Below are 16,081 nucleotides of genomic sequence, written 5' to 3' on the forward strand. Positions count from 1 at the left end.
GCGGTGGCAGTTATCGCTGGTCGAGGCTTCGATAGAGGAATCTAGCCATATCTACGTCTGATCGCAGATCTGAATAGATTTGCCTACGAACCGCCATGTGCCGGGTCGAGGGTCTGGCGTTTTCGGCACGAGGCGCACATAATCACCACGTGAGCCAAGTTACTGTTACTCCGAGTTCACCCATTCTTGCCCAATCGGGCGGAGAGGGTGGCGGTGCGGCGTTCGATCAGATCATCGGAATCTCGGTGGCGACGGCGATCATCACCGTCGGTCTGCTGTGGATCGCATACCTGCACCGCACACGCAAGATCACGTGGCTGCAGACGACCGCTGACACGGCGGCACGCGCGCTCGACCGGCCCCCGTGGGTCGCGCTGCCCCTGGTGACGTTCGTCGGGACCATCCTGACGGCGTTCTTCGGTTTCATCTGGGACGTCAGCCTGCACATCGGGCGAGGCCGCGACGACGGGCCGCTCGCGAACCCCGCGCACTATTTCATCCTCGTCGGACTCTTCCTGCTGTTCATCACCGGGATGCTGGCGATGATCCTGCCGCGCGACGAGAAACCCGGTCCGGCGGCGATCAAGATCACCCGCACCTGGTACGTCCCGGTCGGCGGCGTCCTGGTGGCCGGGGCGGGGCTGTACGCCCTCATCGGGTTTCCCCTCGACGACGTCTGGCACCGGATCTTCGGTCAGGACGTCACGCTGTGGGGGCCGACGCACCTGATGCTGATCGGCGGTGCGGGGCTGTCGCTGATCGGCGTCCTGCTCCTGGACTACGAGGGCCGGATGGCGACCCCCGGTGACACGAAGCAGGACAGCAGGCTGATCTGGTTCCTGCGGTGCGGCACGTTCGGTGGCCTGCTCATCGGCCTGTCCGTCTTCCAGATCGAATACGACTTCGGCGTCGAACAGTTCCGCCTCGTCCTGCAACCGATGATGATCGCGGGCGCGGCCGCGTTCACCCTGGTGGCGGCACGCATTGTTCTCGGACCCTTCGCGGCGATCGTGGCCGTGGCGGTGGCCGGCGTCGTGCGTGCGATCACGGCACTGATGGTGGGACCGGTTCTCGGCGCCCCCACGAACGTGTTCGAACTGTGCCTCGGCGCTGCGGTGCTGATCGAACTGCTCGCCCTGACACCGCTGATCAAGAATCGGGTGGCCTTCGGTGCCGTCGGCGGACTTCTCGTCGCGACGGTCGGGCTGTGGCTCGAGTCGCTGTGGATCGACGCCGTGTACATATACCCCTGGCCCACCAGCATGTGGCCGGAGGCGCTGGCCATGGCCGTGCCCGTGGGCATCGCGGCCGGGGCCTGCGGCGCCCTGCTCGGGCGGGTGCTCCGATCCGAGGGACTTCCGCGTCCCGCGATCAGCCGCACCATCGTCGTCGCCACGGTCGTGGTGATCGCCGGGGCCACGGCCAACGGACTCGTCGCGACCGTCCCGGACAACGCCACGGCGACAATCGCTCTCACGGAGGCCGCGCCGGACGGCGGCCGGATGGTCGACGCGGAGGTGCGTATCGACCCACCCGATCTCGCCAGTGACAATCCCGCCTGGGTGTCCATTCTGTCCTGGCAGGGCGGCACCGGACTGGGCAACGGATTCACGGTCGACCGACTCGAACGCACCGGGCCCGGCACCTACCGGACTCACGAACCGGTGCCGGTCCACGGAACGTGGAAGACGTTGCTGCGCGTGCAGGACGGGCGCACGATGACGGCCGTCCCGATCTACCTGCCCAGCGATCCGGGCATCGGAGCCGAGGAACTCCCCGCCGTCGCGTCCTCGACCCGTGACTTCGTCCCGGAAATCACCATCCTGCAGCGGGAGCGGAACTTCGATCACCCGTCCTGGCTGTTCGGTGCCGCGTCGCTGGTCGTGCTCGTGTGCACTCTTGCGCTGATCACCGCGCTGGCCTGGGGAGCGGGCCGGATCAGCAAGTACACGCAGGGGCAGGCGGCCACCGGCACCCGTGAGGACGTGACGGTGACATGAATCCGGTGAACGGCCCGGACGTCGTCTACCTCGCCGATCACTCGGTGCTGCTGGCGATTCCCGCGTTCGTCCCTGCGTTCCTGGTGGCCGGCCTGGTCATCTACCTGGCGGTCCGGGACCGCAAGGCGGAAGCGGCCGAGAACGCCGAGAACGCGAAACACGGCCCGAGTGAGAAAGACGAGGAGAATTAGGTGATCAGGCGGTTGGCCGGAGTTGTCGTGGTACCTGCTGTCGTCGCCGCCCTGGTGTCGGGCTGTGGAGGCGACAGCGACACGCCGGCAACGGAGGACGGTGTCGTGATCGACGTCGTGATCGACGGCGGTTCGGTGACACCGAGCAACGAGCGCATCGAGGCCGCGGTGGGGGAGACCGTCACCGTGCGGATCGAGAGCGACGCCGACGACGAACTGCACGTGCACGCCGTGCCGGAGCATTCGTTCGAGATTCACCCCGGAACCCAGGAAACCCAGTTCTCCGTGGACGTTCCGGGCCAGGTGGCGGTGGAATTGCACGACGCGGGTACGACGGTGGCCACCCTGCTCGTGCGTCCATGACCGTTGTTCTCGCGCACGGCCTCGGCGGATCCACCGACCTTCCGATCCCGTTCACGTACGCGCTGATCGGGGCGAGCTGGGCGCTCACCGTCTCCTTCGTGGTCCTGGCGTTCGCGTGGCGCACACCGAAGCTGGACCCGGACAGTCCCGGGCACCGGTTGCCCGGCTGGGTGACGCGGTTCGCCGACGCGCCGATCACGCGGAACGTGCTGGCGGCGTTCGGTCTGGTGTTCGCGGTGTGGGTGGCGCTCGCGGCGTTCTTCGGACCCTCGGAGTCCTCGGAGAATGCCCTGCCGGGCGTGTTCTACGTGCTGCTCTGGGTGGGACTGGTCGCGGTGTCGCTGGCGTTCGGACCGGTGTGGCGAGTACTCTCCCCGGTCCGCACGCTTCACCGATCGGTGTGCGCGGTGATCGGGCGCTCCCCGACGGAAGGCACTGCGCGGTACCGCAACTCGTGGGGGTACTGGCCCGCGGTCGCGGGACTGTTCGCCTTCGTCTGGCTCGAGCTCGCCTCCGGCGACCCGGGTTCCGTTGCCGCCGTGCGTACCTGGCTGCTGGTCTATGTCGTAGTCACGACGGTCGGGGCCTTCACCTGCGGCGAGCGCTGGTGTGAGCGGGGCGATCCGTTCGAGGTGTACAGCACGCTGGCGTCGCGGTTGTCTCCGCTGAGCAGGGATCGGCACGACGGCCGGATCGTGCTGCGCAATCCGCTGGACCACCTGGGATCGATGCCCGTCCGCGCCGGCTCGGTCGCGCTGATGGCAACGCTGCTGGGGTCCACGGCCTTCGACAGTTTCTCGGCGTTCCCGTGGTGGGCGCGGCTGGTGGACGGAATCGGTTCCCCGATCGGCGCGACTCTCGCGCGCACCGCCGGGCTCCTGGTGTTCATCGGCTTCGTCGGGGTGTCGTTCTGGGTGGCCTCGCGGGCCGCGGGCGGATTGCGGCCCGAGCAGCGCGCCGCCCTCCCGGGGCTGCTGTCGCATTCGCTGATCCCGATCATCATCGGCTACGTCTTCGCCCACTACCTGACGTATCTCGTGGAGAAGGGTCAGGCGACGGTGATCCTGCTGGCCGACCCGATGGGTCGGGGATGGAACCCGCTGGGACTCGGCGACGCGGAGGTCTGGTACGTGCTGTCCGAGCACCCGGCCGCGACGGCGTCGATCAAGGTGCTGTGCGTCCTCGCCGGGCACGTCCTCGGAGTGATTGCGGCACACGACAAATCCGTGCGGCTCCTGCCCCGGGGTCATCAGCTGACCGGGCAACTGGCACTGCTGTTCACGATGGTGACGTACACCTTCGGTGGGCTGTACCTGCTGTTCGGCGGTTGACGACCCCGGCCGGGGGTCAGCGTGCGAGGACGACCGCAGCCTCCGCGGTGAGCGAGGCGAACGTGAACGTCTCTTCGAGGTAGAGCGTGACGTCGGTGGCGGTGTGGCTGTCGTAGCCGATCGACAGGTCCGTGCCGAGGGTCAGCTGGTTGTCGCCACCGCGGGTGGACAGCACGTACCCACCGCTGATGGCGGGTGCCCAGATGATGTCGCCGGTGACCAGGTCGCGCAGGTGGTGGAACACGGGATGTCCCTCGTCGCGGGTCTCACTGACCGCGGTGTACGCGTCGGCGTCGAGCACCACCGAATACGGTCCCTCGACACCGGCGAGTCGCAGCGCCGACAGTGCGGACGCGACGGCGTCGGGGATGAGCAGCGGATCCTCCGGCAGACTGAGAACCGGGTTGTCGCTGGACGGTCCGAGTCCGCGGATGCCCGCCTCGTCGAATCCCTGGAAGATCGACTGGTCTTCCGCGAACGCGACGGCCTTCGCGGCGTCCTTGACGGGCTGCCAGTCGGAGTCGAGGGAACCCCGGGCGACGTCGTCGACCTCGGCCCGGCTGAGGGTGAACGGGAACCGGAGTTCGACGAGCGGGTCCACCTGCCGCTGCTGTGCGCGGATCCTGCTGTCCGACGTCTTGATCGGGGTGACCCGGCCGAGGTTGTGGGCCGAGTAGGAGTATCCGAACGGTCCCGCGACGTCGACGACGCGTCGACCGGCGACGTGGCGCTTGAACGTGCGGGCGGCCTCTTCGCCGATCTGCTGCCAGGCAACCTCGGTGACGGGTGCCAGGTTGCGGTGCAGATTGCTCGAATCACTCATTGCGATACTCCTTTGAGACCACCGATTTTCAGGGACAGGTCGTACGGGCCGGCCGCGGCGGGCCCGACCGGGTCTTCGGGTGCCGACTCCGCGTCGGCCGGCTCGTCGCCGAGCGATTCGAGCACATCCCGGCTCGGCACGAAGAACAACGTGCCGGTGGCCGCCGTGGAGAAGTCGAGGATGCGGTCGTAGTTGCCGGGCGGTTCGCCGAGAAACATGCGTCGCAACATCAGCTCGGTGACGGCGGGATCCTTGGCGTACCCGATGAAGTAGGTGCCGTATTCAGCCTCGCCGAGGCTGCCGAAAGCCATGTTGTCGCGGAGGATGTCGTGCTCGACGCCGTCGTCGTCGACGATGGTGTTGAGGGTGACGTGCGAATTGGCGGGCTGGACGTCGTCGTCGAGTTCGACGTTCTCGAGCTTGGTGCGCCCGATGACCCGTTCCTGTTCCTCGGTGCTCAGCGTGCTCCACGCGCTCATGTCGTGCAGGTACTTCTGCACGATCACGTAACTGCCGCCCCGGAAGTCGGGATCTTCGTCGCCGATCAGTGCGGCGTCCGCGGCGTCGTCGTCGGTGGGATTCTCGGTGCCGTCGACGAATCCGAGGAGGTCGCGGGAGTCGAAGTAGCGAAAGCCGTGCACCTCGTCGACCACGGTGGCGGCGGAGCCCAGCGCGGAGACGATCTGGCGGCCCAGTTCGAAGCACAGGTCCTTGCGGGCGGCCTTGATGTGGAACAGGACGTCACCCGGCGTGGAGGGCGCGCTGTGGACCGGCCCGGACAGCGGGACGAACGGATGCAGGTGCGCCGGCTTGGACGACGAGCTCACGCGGTCCCAGAACTGCGCACCGATACCGACCACGCAGGACAGCGAGCCGGCGAGTTCGCGGAATCCCACCGCCTTGAGCGGTCCGTCGATCCCGGAGATCACATCGCACACCGTCGTGCGGTCGTCGTCGGAGTCCCCGGCGACGAGCACCAGGAACAGGGAGGCAGGGCTGGGCGGAGTGAGGACTGCTTGGGGTGCCAATCTCGCGACTGGGCCTGGCATCTTTGTCTCCGTTCGCTTCGACGTACAACGCTGCACTGTCCGGAACCTCAGGTCCCATCTAACCGTTTCGAACCGCCAGGTTCCATTCAATCGGTCCGCCGCGCCGGTGCGGGGCCCCGGAATCTGTCGGTGGTGGCTCCTATCGTCGAGGTCATGCCATTGTCTGTGTCCGAGCGCGAACAGTTCCTGTCCGAGCCGCACATCGCGGCGCTGTCGGTTTCCGCCGGTGAGAACCGCGGACCTCTGACGGTCCCGATCTGGTATCAGTACGCCCCGGGGGGTGATCTGTGGGTACTGACCAGCGCCGGTTCGGAGAAGGCCCGCCTCATCGAGGCGGCCGGGCGATTCACCATGATGGTCGAACGCGTCGACCCCACCGTCCGATACGTCTCCGTCGAGGGCGCGGTGACGCGCACCGTCCCGGGAACCGACGACATGCTGCGGGAGGTCACCGAGCGCTACCTCGCGCCGGAGAAGGTCGACGCCTACCTCGACTTCGCCCGGGCCGAACTCGGTGAACAGGTCGCCATCCATCTCCGCCCCGAGCACTGGCGATCGGCTGACATGGGTCCCGCCTGACCGTGGATCACATCGTGTACGGAGCCGTCGCGTTCTGTAGCTCCTCGAGAAAGTCGGAGGGCACCGTCGCCCAGTCCGGCCGCCACTCTCCGGCCAGCTGATCGGCCCGCAGATCTGCGACCAGCGCGACGACGAAGGGTCCGCCGTCGGGAAGCACGCGGTGGAGTCCACGTGCCGCGCAGATCGAGGCGACGGAGGCGAGGGCCTGCTTCGCCTCCTCGTCGCGGCCCGCGGCAGCGAGGCACGCCACCCGGAGGCGCTCGGCCAGCAGGTAGGCGCGGTTGCGGCCGGTGCCGGCCAGCCGATCGGTCCACTCCTGCGCCCAGGGGCACGCCAGCTCGATGTTCTCGCGCGCCCCGGTGGCGAGCAGCATCCGAATCGCGGTGGCCTCCTCGACCTGCGCGACGATCTCGTCGATGCCCGACACCGGGCGCCGCCGGTCGTCGTGCCGAATCGGGTCCGGCGCCCCCAGTGAGGGATGCGGGGTGATGCCGAGCCGCCGGCGTTCGTTCTCGATGCGGGCCCGCAGGCGGGCGAGGGAGTAGGTCTGGGCCACCTCGAGTCCGGCGTGCAGGCGTGTCGTCGCCTCCTCACGGTCACCCCGGAGCGCCTTGACGTGAGCGCCGGTGACGAAGCGGGCGACCTTGAAGTCCACCCCACCGGTCTCGACAGCGAGGGTGTAACCGTCGTCGAGGAGACGTTCGGCTTCTTCGACGTCCCCGCGTTCGTAGAGCACCTCACCGAGCAGCGACCCCGCGAGCCGGGCGGACGGCGCTCGCGGCCCGCCCAGTTTCCGTCCGGCTCGGCGGGCCCGCCGGAAACGGTCGACGGCGTCGTCGACGTCGAGCTGCTCGTATGATGCGACACCCAGATAGCTCTGACCGTGAACAACGTTGTGCGGTCCGGTGTTCCGCTCGTAGTAGGGCCGGGCCACCTCCTGGATCCTGCGCACCTCCGCGAAGTCGAAGCGGTACACGGCGGCGAACGTCGTGACGTTGAAAGCGGCGCACACCACCCACGGGGACATGGCCTCCGGCCGCGCCAGGCAGTCGGCGGCGAGTTCGTCGATCCGGTCGCTGCGGTCGTTGCGCAGTTCGGCCACCGCACGGACGACGCCCGCCTCCGCCCGCAGATCCGCCGTGTCGCTCGCGCTCGCGCCGCTGTGTTCGAGTGCCCATTCGGCTCGCTCGAGCGCGCGTTCGGCGGCCATGGTCCGATTCGCCATCGCGTGCGCCCACGCCGTCGTGACCTGCAGCCGGGCGCTCGCGGCGACGAGAGCCGGTGGCAGCTTGTCGACCACCGCCGACAACGTCGCCGCTTGGGACTGCTCGAGCAGTGTCAGTCCGTCGGCCTCGACGAGCTCCACGGCGCGTTGCTCTTCGCCGCCGGCGATGGCGTGGTCGACGGCCTCGCGGAGCAGGCTGTGGTCGCAGAACCAGCGGGACGCGATGCGGTGCAGTTCCCGGACGCGGTCGGGTTGGTCGCGTTCGAGCCGGCGGCGCAGGAACTCCGCGAACAGGGTGTGGTACCGGAACCACGTCCGCTCGTCGTCGATGTGGCGCAGGAACAGGTCCCGGTCCTCGGCGGCCTCGAGCATCGCCTGCCCACGCGCGGTGTGCGCGAGGGCGCCGGCGAGGCTGCCGCACGTGCGCTCGGTGATCGAGGTGGCCAGCAGGAAGTCGAGCATCTCGGGTTCGAGGGTGTCGAGGACGTTCTCGGCGAGAAATTCGCCGATCGCGTGGTGACGGCCGGACAGTCCGGCGATCAGCTCGGAGGGGTCCGCTCGCCCGCGCAGTGACAGCGACGCCAGTTGGAGAGCCGCCACCCACCCGTCGGTGGAGTCGCGGAGCTCGGTGACGTCCTCACTGTCGAGGGGCAGGCCACCGAGGTCGACGAGGAACGACCGGGCTTCGGAATCGTCGAAACGCAGTTCGGAGTAGTCGATTTCGACGAGTTCGTCCTTGACACGCATCCGGCTCATCGGCAGCCCGGCCCTGGTCCGGCTCGTCACCACGACCTGCAGGTGGTGGCAGCCGTTGTCGAGGAGGAACTCCAGGGCGGCGATCGTCGCGGGCTCGGACACGCGCTGCCAGTCGTCGATGATCAGGGCGATCCGTTCGCCGCTCTCGTGGATCTGGTTGACGAGCGAGGTGAGCACGTAGCGTTCGGCCTCGTCGTCGTGCTCCTCGAGGACCTGGCCGAGTTCCTTGGCCAGGTTGGGACGCACGCGGCGGATCGCCTCGATGAGGTGCGCGACGAACCAGACCACGTTGTCGTCGTCGTTGTCGACGGTGAGCCACGCGACGGCCACCCCCTCGTCGGCGAGGACGTTCCGCCACTGGGCGGCCAGAGTGCTCTTGCCGAATCCGGTGGGGCCGTGGATCACGGTCAGCAGGCGCCGGCGTCCGGCCCGCAGCAGGTCGATCAGCCGGTTCCGCTCGACGAGCTGGCGGGTCGCGGCGGGGGGCCGGAACCGGGTGGCCGGCGCGGGCGGTGGCGTCGACGCGTAGCGCGCCCGTCCCGTCGTGGACGTCCGGAACGGACCGGAGATGGTCGAGACCGCCCCGGGCGAGGAATCCTCGACGTGGTGCACCCCGGCGTCGACGGGCATCGCCATCTCGTCCACAGCCAATCCATGGTGGCGTTCGACCTCCCGCAGTTCGTCCCCGAACGCGGCGGCGGACGCGGGGCGATCCTCCGGTTTACCGGACATCGCCCGCTGGATCACGGCGCTGAGGTCCTCGGGGAAACCCTCGGTCCGGAGGTCCGGGACGGGTTGGGTGGTGATGCGCAGGAACTGCGCGATCACCTCCTCGCCGTTGTGCCGTTCGAAAGCCGCGTGCCCGGTGATCGCGCTGAACAGGGTCGCACCGAGGCTGTACACGTCGGAGGCGGCGGTCGGGGTCCGCCCCGACAGCACCTCGGGTGCGGTAAATGCGGGGGAGCCGGTGACGGTGCCCGCAGTCGTCTCGAACGCCCCCGACATCCGCGCGATCCCGAAATCGGTGAGCTGCGGTTCGCCGTACTCCGTCAGCAGGATGTTTCCCGGTTTGACGTCCCGGTGCAGGATGCCCACCCGGTGCGCGGTTTCGAGCGCACCGGCAAGTTTCACCCCGACCCGCAGGGCGTCGCTCCAGGGGATGGGCCCGCGCCTGCGGATCTGCGCGTCCAGCGAATCGTGGGGATGGAACTGCATCACGATGTACGGCCGGCCGGTGTCGGTCGTCCCGACCTGCATGATGTTGACGATGTGCGGGTGGCCGCTCAGCCGGCCCATGGCGCGCTGCTCCCGCAGGAACCGTTCGAGGTTCTCGGCATCGAGTGCCGCGGTGAGGACCTTGACCGCCACGGTTCGATCGAGTTCCGGTTGGGCACACCGATAGACCACCCCGAACCCACCGTGCCCGATCTCCCTGGCGTCCTCGAGACCGACCGCGGACAGCTCGGTTGCGAGTGTTTTCGACACCGACTCACGCTGGGTGGCGAGCGGGTCAAAATCGGTCATTCCACCACCTCTTCGCTCGTCATCGAGCATATCGCGGTACGCGTGACCCCGAGGCCGGACAATCGAGCGATGCCACACGTGCGGAAAATCGTGGATCTGTCACACACGATCGGGCCGGGGATGCAGGTGTATCCCGGCGACCCGGTGCCGACGCTGATCCGGCACTGCACTCTCGAACGCGACGGCTACAACGTGCTGGACGTCAGGATCGGTTCGCAGTCCGGGACTCATGTCGACGCCCCGGCGCATCTGAAGGCGGGGGCCGCGACCGTCGACCGGCTGGCACCGGAGCTGTTCGTCGGCCGCGGCGTCGTGTTCGACCTGCGCGAGCTCGTTGCGCGGCAGCGGATTACCCGCGAACTGATCATGTCCCGGGCGGGCGACGTCGGGCCGGGCGACATCGCCGTGTTCCATACCGGGTGGTCTCGCCACTACGGAACGGATGCCTACTACACACATCCATTCCTCGACCCCGAGGCGTGCGCACTGCTGCTCGACCGGGGAGTGCGGACGTTCTGCCTCGACGCCCCGAGCATCGACGAGACTCCGGACGAGGACCACGCCGACGCCGGATACCCGGTTCACCATCTGATCGCCGACGCCGGCGGAGTGATCGGCGAGAATCTGTGCCGACTCGACCGGATCGACTTCCCCGACCCGCTCCTCAGCCTCCTGCCGATCGCCCTGGAGGCCGGGGACGGAGCGCCCACCCGGGCAGTGGCGATGGAGCTTGCGGAGTAGTCGCGCTCAGCCGCCGGCCACGGACTGCAGAATCTGCAGTTCCTGCCCGGGCGTCACCTCGGTGCCGACGCCGCCGAGGAGCCGGACGTCCTCGCCGTCCACGTAGACATTGACGTACCGCCGCAGGGCGCCGGTCTCGTCGCGAATCCGCCGGCCGAGAATCGGGAACTCGCCCGCGAGGACGTCGAGCACGTGGGACACCGTCGAGGCGGCGTCGAGGGGAACGTGCACGGAGCGTTCACCGCCGACGATCGACGCCAGTGCCCGCGGAACCCGCACGGTGACGCCCCCGCTCATGACGCGATCACCGCGGCCCGCACACACAGGACGTCGGGCAGATGCGCCGCGACCGTGCCGAACGAGGCACCCTCGTCGGCGCTCCCGTAGACCTCGCCGCCGCGCGTGCCGAAATACACCCCGACCGGGTCGGCGGTGTCCACTGCGGCGGCATCGCGCAGCACCACGTTGTAGTCGCGTTCCGGCAGCCCGCTGTCGAGGCGGGTCCAGCTGTTCCCGGCGTCCTCGCTCCGGTAGACGGCCAGCCGGCCGTCGGGTGGGATCCGTTTGCCGTCCGCCTCGATCGGAACGACCCAGATGGTTCCCTCCCGGCGGGGATGGGTGAGCATCACGAACCCGAAGTCCGTCGGCAGTCCGTCCGCGATCGACTTCCACGTGTCGCCGCTGTCGTCGGAGCGGTAGACGCCGTGATGGTTCTGGGCGTACAACCGGTCAGGAACGACGGCGTCGCGGGCGATCTTGTGGACGCACTGGCCGAACTCCGGGTTCGGGTCCGGCAGGAAGTAGGCCGTGATCCCGGTGTTGCGCGGCTCCCAGGACGCGCCCCCGTCCGTGGTGCGGTAGACACCTCCGGTGCTCATCGCGACATGCACCGTGTTCTCGTCCTGTGGATGAGGGGCGACGGAATGCGCTGCGGCACCGCCATATCCGGCTCCCCACTCGAGGCGGTGCGGATGGTCCCACAGCCCACGTTCGAGGTCGAAATGCTCGCCGCCGTCGACCGACCGCCACACCGAGATGGGTTCGCACCCCGCCCACACGACGCCCGGACGGTCGTCCGTGTCGGGCCGGAGCTGCCACACTCGCTCGAGCGCGGCGCCGTCACCGTCGCCGAAGCGGATGGCGCCGTGGTCCGGTTCGGTCCAGGTGGCACCCAGGTCGTCGGAGTGCGCGACGGTGGGACCCCAGTGCTCGGATCGGACCCCGACCAGAATGCGGGTGCGGCCGGCCCGCGTGTCGATCCCGATACTCGGAATCTCGTTCATCAGGAAGTGCGGGCCTGACAACGCCCAGGTGGCGCGGTCGCGGCTGGTGGCCAGCCACAGGCCCTTCTTCGTTCCGATAGCGACCAGGACCGTGTCGGGTGCGCTCATGAATCCATCGGACCACTCGGCCCCCGCAATTGGCAACGACGGGGCGGGAACTCTCAGCGGGCAGGCCCGTGCCCGATCCTCGCCCGCAGGTGGCTCAGCGCCCGGTGCTGGGCGACACGGACGGCGCCCGGAGTGGTGTCCAGGACCCGTGCGGTCTGCTCGGCCGACATTCCCACGATGACGCGCATGAAGAGGATCTGCTGGTGCCGGACCGGAAGGGTCTCGACGAGCTGGCCCATCTCGCCGCGCAGTTCGCGGCGCAGGACGTGATGCTCGGGGCCGTCCTCGACGTCCACCACATGATGTGCGGCAGCGCCGCGCGCGGTGGTCGGTGCGGACAACCGGGTGGCGCGGCGCCGCGCGTCGGACACCTTGTGCGCGGCGATGCCGAAGATGAACGACAGCAGCGACTTCCCCTGATTCTCGTACGTCCGCAGGGAACTCATCAACGCGAGGCACACATCCTGGGTGACGTCGTCGGCGGTGGCGTGCGGGTGATCCACCGACTCGAGCCTGCTCGTGCAGTAGCGGTGCACGAGTGGGTGCGCGATGCGGAGAACCTCTTCGACGGCGTTCTCATCGCCCGTCGCTGCGTGCGGCGCGAGGCGTTCCAACTCGGCTCTGGCGTCCAACTCGATCATGGTGTTCTCCCTGTTCCTGGTGCTGCATCCAGCCTCGGGGGAACGCGCGATCGTCGATAGGCACCGAAGGGTGCGAAAGTCACCACCCCGGCTAGGACTTCATAGTGGGATCTAGGACACGCGCTAGATGAGCGCAGATTCGGCAACAGAGGTTGTTACCTTCGTGGCCATGGACCCTGTCCGTAACCCCTATGCGCCCGGCGCGGGGCAACGCCCGCCGGAGCTCGCGGGCCGAACCAGGCAGCTCGACGCGTTCGACGTGGTGCTCGAGCGGATCGCGCGCGGTCGCCCGGAACGCAGCGTGATGCTCACGGGTCTGCGCGGCGTGGGGAAGACGGTCCTGTTGAACCACCTGCGGTCGGCCGCCATCTCGCGGCGGTGGGGCACGGGGAAGATCGAGGCCCGCCCGGATCAGGATCTGCGGCGGCCGCTGTCGTCGGCGTTGCACATGGCGGTTCGGGAGATCGCGGGCTCGCATCGCGACCCCGACCGGGTGGAGGAGTTCCTCGGCGTCCTGAAGTCGTTCGCCCTGCGGGCGACGGCCGACAAGGGCATGCGGGAGCGGTGGCAGCCGGGCATCGACGCCCCCGCGGTGAAGGGTCGCGCAGATTCCGGCGACATCGAGATCGACCTGGTGGAACTGCTGCTCGACGCGTCGTCCCTGGCCCGCGACGTCGGGGTCGGGATCGCACTGTTCATCGACGAGATGCAGGACCTCGGCGCCGCGGACGTCTCGGCGGTGTGCGGGGCGTGCCACGAGCTCAGCCAGGACGCGGCGCCGCTGATCGTGGTCGGAGCCGGCCTGCCGCACCTGCCCGCGGTGCTGTCGGCGTCCAAGAGTTACTCGGAGCGGCTGTTCAGCTATCACCGCATCGACCGGCTGGACCGGGTGTCGGCCGATCGGGCATTGATCGCGCCCGCCGAGCGGGAGGACGTGAAGTTCACGGACGAGGCGCTCGACGCGTTGTACGCCGCGGCCGACGGCTACCCCTATTTCGTCCAGGCCTACGGCAAGGCGACGTGGGACGTGGCCGCGGCCAGCCCGATCACCGAGGAGGACGTGCGGGTGGCCGCCCCCACCGCGGAGGAGGAACTCGCGGTCGGGTTCTTCGGGTCGCGGTACGAGCGCGCGACGCCTGCCGAGCGGGAGTACATGCGGGCGATGGCCGACCTCTCCGGGGACGACGGACCGGTCGCCACGTCGGCGATCGCCTCCGAGCTCGGCCGCAAACCCGCGTCGCTGTCACCGGCGCGGGACGGGCTGATCAAGAAGGGCCTGATCTATTCGGCCGAGCGCGGGTCGATCGGATTCACCGTGCCGCACTTCGGCAAGTATCTGCGGGCGCAGAACGACTAGCGGAATCTAGCTTTCTCTACGAATTTGCCTAGATAGCCGAAGATTGTCCTGTCGAGTGCCGGACGTGTTCGGGGCGCTGGCCCTCGCCGTGACTCCGGCGCATCCTGGAGGTACGACGAAGGGATCAGCGATGTCGGACACTGTCGCCCGCAAGGTCATCGGTGCACACCTCCTCGACGGCCGGATGGAACCGGGCGAGGAGATCTCGATCCGGATCGACCAGACCCTCACCCAGGACGCCACCGGAACCCTGGTGATGCAGGAACTCGAGGCGCTCCACCTCGATCGCATCAAGACCGAGTTGAGCGCGCAATACGTCGACCACAATCTGCTGCAGACCGACGAGAAGAACGCCGAGGACCACGAGTTCCTCCGCACCGCCGCGCTGCGGTACGGGTTGTGGTTCTCGAAGCCGGGCAACGGGGTCTCTCATCCCACCCACATGCAGCGCTTCGGTGTTCCCGGCAAGACCATGGTCGGTTCCGACTCGCACACACCGGCGGCGGGATCGCTGGGCATGCTCGCGATCGGCGTCGGTGGGCTCGAGGTCGCCATGGCGATCGCGGGTCAGCCCCTGCACCTGCGGATGCCTCAGATCTGGGGTGTGGAGTTGACCGGCAGGCTCCCCGACTGGAGTTCGGCGAAGGACGTCATCCTCGAGATGCTCCGCCGCCACGTGGTCAAGGGCGGGCTCAACAGAATCATCGAATACCACGGTGAGGGGCTCGCAACGTTGACGGCGATGGATCGTCACGTGATCGCGAACATGGGCGCCGAACTGGGCGCCACGACGTCCATCTTTCCCGCCGACGACGCCGTCCGCGATTTCCTGCGCGCCGAGGGCAGGGAAGCCGACTTCGTGGAACTGCTCGCCGATGCAGGCGCGGAATACGACGTGCACGAACACCTCGACCTGTCGACGATCGAGCCGCTGATCGCGAAACCGTCTTCGTCGGGAAACGTGGTGCCCGTCCGGGAGGTCGCCGGTGAGGACGTCAGCCAGGTGGTGATCGGGTCGTCCGCCAATCCCGGGCTGCGCGATTTCGCGATCGCTGCGGCCATGGTGTCGGGGAGGCAGACCGACCCGAGCGTGAGCTTCGACGTCAATCCGAGTTCGCGGGAGATCCTTTCCGATCTGACGAAGATGGGCGCCACGCTCGCGCTCGTCGTGGCAGGCGCGCGAATTCATCAATCCGGGTGCATGGGCTGCATCGGCATGGGCCAGGCGCCGGCGACCGGCCGGAATTCCCTCCGGACGATGCCCCGCAATTTCCCGGGGCGTTCGGGCACCCGTGAGGATTCCGTGTGGCTGTGTTCACCCGAGACGGCGGCGGCGTCGGCTCTCACCGGGGTGATCACCGACCCGCGGGACTGGGCGGAGAAAGTGGGGATGCCGTACCCGGAGATCACACTTCCGGACGAGGCCACCGTCAACACGGCCATGCTGGTGGCTCCGCTGCCCGAGGAGGAGGCTCGGCTCGTCGAACTCGTGAAGGGTCCCAACATCTCGTCCCTGCCCGAGTTTCCGCCCCTGCCCGACCGCATCGAGGCACCGGTACTTCTGAAGGTCGGTGACAACATCTCCACCGACGAGATCTCTCCGGCCGGGGCGCGGGCCCTGCCGTTCCGCTCCAACATTCCCAAGCTGTCCCGGTTCACGTTCACCCAGGTGGACGAGACCTATCCGGCGCGCGCGGAGGAGACGGCGAAGACCACCGGGCATTTCATCGTCGGCGGTGACAACTACGGGCAGGGGTCCTCGCGTGAGCACGCCGCGATCACCCCGCGCTACCTCGGGTTGCACGCGGTGATCGCCACCTCGTTCGCCCGTATCCACTGGCAGAACCTCGCCAACTTCGGTGTCCTCGCGCTCGAATTCGAGAACCCGGACGACTACGACACGATCCGGCAGGACGACGTGCTTGTCCTAGACGGGGTTCGGGAGGCCATTCGTTCCGGCCCCCACCTGACCCTGTTCGACTCGACCCGTGACGTGGAGATCCCGGTGCGTCATCGGCTGTCCCCACGTCAGGTCGACGACGTGCTCGCGGGCGGATTGATTCCACAGCTGGCACGCAGGGAGTGAGCAGCCGGTCGCCGTACACTCGGC

At 68.3% G+C, this 16,081-nt stretch carries 14 protein-coding genes; 8 read left to right on the plus strand and 6 right to left on the minus strand.

Features of this window, described 5'->3' with window-relative positions; translation table 11 throughout:
* The first annotated feature begins 95 nt into the window (after window positions 1-95).
* The 4 genes from QM693_RS25205 to QM693_RS25220 are packed head-to-tail and all read left to right on the plus strand — an operon-like array spanning window position 96 to window position 3,885.
* The gene (locus QM693_RS25205; RefSeq protein ID WP_283353718.1) at window positions 96-2,000 is read left to right on the plus strand and encodes a hypothetical protein; all 1,905 of its coding nucleotides are present in this window, start codon (window positions 96-98) and stop codon (window positions 1,998-2,000) included.
* The gene (locus QM693_RS25210) at window positions 1,997-2,191 is read left to right on the plus strand and encodes a hypothetical protein (protein WP_280780487.1); all 195 of its coding nucleotides are present in this window, start codon (window positions 1,997-1,999) and stop codon (window positions 2,189-2,191) included. Before QM693_RS25205 ends, QM693_RS25210 begins: the two co-directional genes overlap by 4 nt.
* The gene (locus tag QM693_RS25215; RefSeq protein WP_283353719.1) at window positions 2,192-2,554 is read left to right on the plus strand and encodes a hypothetical protein; all 363 of its coding nucleotides are present in this window, start codon (window positions 2,192-2,194) and stop codon (window positions 2,552-2,554) included.
* The gene (locus QM693_RS25220) at window positions 2,551-3,885 is read left to right on the plus strand and encodes a hypothetical protein (protein ID WP_283353720.1); all 1,335 of its coding nucleotides are present in this window, start codon (window positions 2,551-2,553) and stop codon (window positions 3,883-3,885) included. Before QM693_RS25215 ends, QM693_RS25220 begins: the two co-directional genes overlap by 4 nt.
* Window positions 3,886-3,901: 16 nt before the next feature.
* On the opposite strand, the gene QM693_RS25225 is transcribed toward QM693_RS25220, so the two are convergent.
* Together QM693_RS25225 and QM693_RS25230 are read right to left on the minus strand one after the other, a co-directional pair.
* Window positions 3,902-4,708: a family 1 encapsulin nanocompartment shell protein gene (locus QM693_RS25225; RefSeq protein WP_005251300.1), complete on the minus strand. Its 807-nt coding sequence runs from the start codon at window positions 4,706-4,708 to the stop codon at window positions 3,902-3,904.
* Complete coding sequence (locus tag QM693_RS25230) at window positions 4,705-5,757, minus strand: Dyp-type peroxidase (protein WP_283353721.1); 1,053 nt, start codon at window positions 5,755-5,757, stop codon at window positions 4,705-4,707. Before QM693_RS25230 ends, QM693_RS25225 begins: the two co-directional genes overlap by 4 nt.
* Window positions 5,758-5,910: 153 nt before the next feature.
* On the opposite strand from QM693_RS25230, the gene QM693_RS25235 reads away from it, so the two are divergent.
* Window positions 5,911-6,336 (plus strand): pyridoxamine 5'-phosphate oxidase family protein, encoded by a 426-nt coding sequence (locus QM693_RS25235; RefSeq protein WP_283353722.1) that lies wholly within the window; start codon window positions 5,911-5,913, stop codon window positions 6,334-6,336.
* Window positions 6,337-6,343: 7 nt separating this feature from the next.
* Here the strand turns inward: QM693_RS25235 and QM693_RS25240 are convergent, their stop codons facing one another.
* On the minus strand, window positions 6,344-9,841 hold the full coding sequence (locus tag QM693_RS25240; protein WP_283353723.1) for a serine/threonine-protein kinase: 3,498 nt from the start codon (window positions 9,839-9,841) through the stop codon (window positions 6,344-6,346).
* 69 nt (window positions 9,842-9,910) lie between these two features.
* Between QM693_RS25240 and QM693_RS25245 the strand changes: the two genes are divergently transcribed.
* Window positions 9,911-10,582, plus strand: coding sequence for a cyclase family protein (locus QM693_RS25245; RefSeq protein WP_280780463.1), 672 nt, complete (start codon window positions 9,911-9,913; stop codon window positions 10,580-10,582).
* Between the two features lie 6 nt (window positions 10,583-10,588).
* On the opposite strand, the gene QM693_RS25250 is transcribed toward QM693_RS25245, so the two are convergent.
* The 3 genes from QM693_RS25250 to shbA are packed head-to-tail and all read right to left on the minus strand — an operon-like array spanning window position 10,589 to window position 12,614.
* Entirely contained in the window at window positions 10,589-10,879 is a 291-nt protein-coding gene (locus QM693_RS25250; RefSeq protein WP_280780462.1) for a MoaD/ThiS family protein, read from the minus strand.
* Window positions 10,876-11,973: a WD40/YVTN/BNR-like repeat-containing protein gene (locus QM693_RS25255; protein WP_283333813.1), complete on the minus strand. Its 1,098-nt coding sequence runs from the start codon at window positions 11,971-11,973 to the stop codon at window positions 10,876-10,878. The genes QM693_RS25250 and QM693_RS25255 overlap by 4 nt, the downstream gene beginning before the upstream one ends.
* A 53-nt stretch (window positions 11,974-12,026) precedes the next feature.
* Window positions 12,027-12,614 (minus strand): RNA polymerase sigma factor ShbA, encoded by a 588-nt coding sequence (gene shbA / locus QM693_RS25260; RefSeq protein WP_283333814.1) that lies wholly within the window; start codon window positions 12,612-12,614, stop codon window positions 12,027-12,029.
* A 169-nt stretch (window positions 12,615-12,783) separates the two neighbouring features.
* On the opposite strand from shbA, the gene QM693_RS25265 reads away from it, so the two are divergent.
* Window positions 12,784-13,971: a DUF8462 domain-containing protein gene (locus QM693_RS25265; protein ID WP_029539211.1), complete on the plus strand. Its 1,188-nt coding sequence runs from the start codon at window positions 12,784-12,786 to the stop codon at window positions 13,969-13,971.
* A gap of 130 nt (window positions 13,972-14,101) precedes the next feature.
* Entirely contained in the window at window positions 14,102-16,057 is a 1,956-nt protein-coding gene (locus QM693_RS25270; RefSeq protein WP_283353724.1) for an aconitate hydratase, read from the plus strand.
* The last annotated feature ends 24 nt before the right edge of the window (window positions 16,058-16,081 follow it).

Source organism: Rhodococcus sp. IEGM 1305, from assembly GCF_030058635.1.
GTDB lineage: Bacteria > Actinomycetota > Actinomycetes > Mycobacteriales > Mycobacteriaceae > Rhodococcus_F > Rhodococcus_F opacus_D.